The organism is Vibrio sp. V38_P2S17PM301, from assembly GCF_009904845.1.
GTDB lineage: Bacteria > Pseudomonadota > Gammaproteobacteria > Enterobacterales > Vibrionaceae > Vibrio > Vibrio proteolyticus.
Window position 1 is genome coordinate 1 of sequence record NZ_WXWO01000111.1, and the last position, 3,051, is coordinate 3,051.

Annotated in this window: 1 rRNA gene; it reads right to left on the reverse strand. The window is 51.0% G+C overall.

The annotated features are described in order from the left end of the window. Positions 1-63: 63 nt before the first annotated feature. Positions 64-2,953 (reverse strand): 23S ribosomal RNA (locus tag CAG64_RS23555). Positions 2,954-3,051: the final 98 nt, after the last annotated feature.

A 3,051-nucleotide genomic window follows, 5' to 3' on the forward strand; every position in this document is an offset into this window, starting at 1 on the left:
AATTCTCGTTCTTACACATTCAATGTTCTTTCATTGAGTCCATCAAAACCCCTTGGGTGTTGTATGGTTAAGCCTCACGGGCAATTAGTACAGGTTAGCTCAACGCCTCACAACGCTTACACACCCTGCCTATCAACGTTCTAGTCTCGAACAACCCTTCAGGACACTTAAAGTGCCAGGGAAGACTCATCTCAGGGCTCGCTTCCCGCTTAGATGCTTTCAGCGGTTATCGATTCCGAACTTAGCTACCGGGCAATGCGTCTGGCGACACAACCCGAACACCAGAGGTTCGTCCACTCCGGTCCTCTCGTACTAGGAGCAGCCCCCTTCAATCTTCCAACGCCCACGGCAGATAGGGACCGAACTGTCTCACGACGTTCTAAACCCAGCTCGCGTACCACTTTAAATGGCGAACAGCCATACCCTTGGGACCGACTTCAGCCCCAGGATGTGATGAGCCGACATCGAGGTGCCAAACACCGCCGTCGATATGAACTCTTGGGCGGTATCAGCCTGTTATCCCCGGAGTACCTTTTATCCGTTGAGCGATGGCCCTTCCATTCAGAACCACCGGATCACTATGACCTGCTTTCGCACCTGCTCGAATTGTCATTCTCGCAGTCAAGCGGGCTTATGCCATTGCACTAACCTCACGATGTCCAACCGTGATTAGCCCACCTTCGTGCTCCTCCGTTACTCTTTGGGAGGAGACCGCCCCAGTCAAACTACCCACCAGGCACTGTCCTCACCCCAGATAATGGGGCTAAGTTAGAACATCAAACATACAAGGGTGGTATTTCAAGGTCGGCTCCACAGATACTGGCGTACCTGCTTCAAAGCCTCCCACCTATCCTACACATGTAGGCTCAATGTTCAGTGCCAAGCTGTAGTAAAGGTTCACGGGGTCTTTCCGTCTAGCCGCGGGTACACTGCATCTTCACAGCGATTTCAATTTCACTGAGTCTCGGGTGGAGACAGCGTGGCCATCATTACGCCATTCGTGCAGGTCGGAACTTACCCGACAAGGAATTTCGCTACCTTAGGACCGTTATAGTTACGGCCGCCGTTTACCGGGGCTTCGATCAAGAGCTTCGACCGAAGTCTAACCCCATCAATTAACCTTCCGGCACCGGGCAGGCGTCACACCGTATACGTCATCTTACGATTTTGCACAGTGCTGTGTTTTTAATAAACAGTTGCAGCCACCTGGTATCTGCGACTCTCAATAGCTCCATCCGCAAGGGACTTCACCGTCGAGAGCGTACCTTCTCCCGAAGTTACGGTACCATTTTGCCTAGTTCCTTCACCCGAGTTCTCTCAAGCGCCTTGGTATTCTCTACCCGACCACCTGTGTCGGTTTGGGGTACGATTCCTTACAATCTGAAGCTTAGAGGCTTTTCCTGGAAGCATGGCATCAATGACTTCACACCCGTAGGTGCTCGACGTCGTGTCTCAGCCTTAAAGAGAGCCGGATTTACCTAACTCTCAAGCCTACGCACTTGAACCTGGACAACCGTCGCCAGGCCCACCTAGCCTTCTCCGTCCCCCCATCGCAATTGTAAGAAGTACGGGAATATTAACCCGTTTCCCATCGACTACGCCTTTCGGCCTCGCCTTAGGGGTCGACTTACCCTGCCCCGATTAACGTTGGACAGGAACCCTTGGTCTTCCGGCGAGGGGGTTTTTCACCCCCTTTATCGTTACTCATGTCAGCATTCGCACTTCTGATACCTCCAGCATGCTTTACAACACACCTTCAACGGCTTACAGAACGCTCCCCTACCCAATACGATAAATCGCATTGCCGCAGCTTCGGTTTACAGCTTAGCCCCGTTACATCTTCCGCGCAGGCCGACTCGACTAGTGAGCTATTACGCTTTCTTTAAATGATGGCTGCTTCTAAGCCAACATCCTAGCTGTCTGAGCCTTCCCACATCGTTTCCCACTTAGCTGTAATTTGGGACCTTAGCTGGCGGTCTGGGTTGTTTCCCTCTCCACGACGGACGTTAGCACCCGCCGTGTGTCTCCCGGATAGTACTTACTGGTATTCGGAGTTTGCAAAGGGTTGGTAAGTCGGGATGACCCCCTAGCCTTAACAGTGCTCTACCCCCAGTAGTATTCGTCCGAGGCGCTACCTAAATAGCTTTCGGGGAGAACCAGCTATCTCCAGGTTTGATTGGCCTTTCACCCCTAGCCACAAGTCATCCGCTAATTTTTCAACATTAGTCGGTTCGGTCCTCCAGTTGATGTTACTCAACCTTCAACCTGCCCATGGCTAGATCACCTGGTTTCGGGTCTATATCCAGAGACTGAACGCCCAGTTAAGACTCGGTTTCCCTACGGCTCCCCTAGATGGTTAACCTTGCCACTGAATATAAGTCGCTGACCCATTATACAAAAGGTACGCAGTCACACCACGAAGGTGCTCCTACTGCTTGTACGTACACGGTTTCAGGTTCTATTTCACTCCCCTCACAGGGGTTCTTTTCGCCTTTCCCTCACGGTACTGGTTCACTATCGGTCAGTCAGTAGTATTTAGCCTTGGAGGATGGTCCCCCCATATTCAGACAGGATATCACGTGTCCCGCCCTACTCGATTTCACTGAACACGCATCGTCAACTACGGGACTATCACCCTGTATCGTCGGACTTTCCAGACCGTTCGTCTAATGCGTATAAAGCTTAAGGGCTAGTCCAATTTCGCTCGCCGCTACTTTCGGAATCTCGGTTGATTTCTTTTCCTCGGGGTACTTAGATGTTTCAGTTCCCCCGGTTCGCCTCATTAACCTATGTATTCAGTTAATGATAACTGCTTATGCAGTTGGGTTTCCCCATTCGGAAATCCCAGACTCAAGTGGCTTTTACTGCCTAATCTGGGCTTATCGCAAGTTAATACGTCCTTCATCGCCTCTGACTGCCAAGGCATCCACCGTGTACGCTTAGTCACTTAACCATACAACCCGAAGGAGTTTCGAATTGATGGTAAACAACCAAAGTTGTCTCTCATTATTTGAATGAGCGAGAGACATTTCGATTTTGCCGGACTCAAAT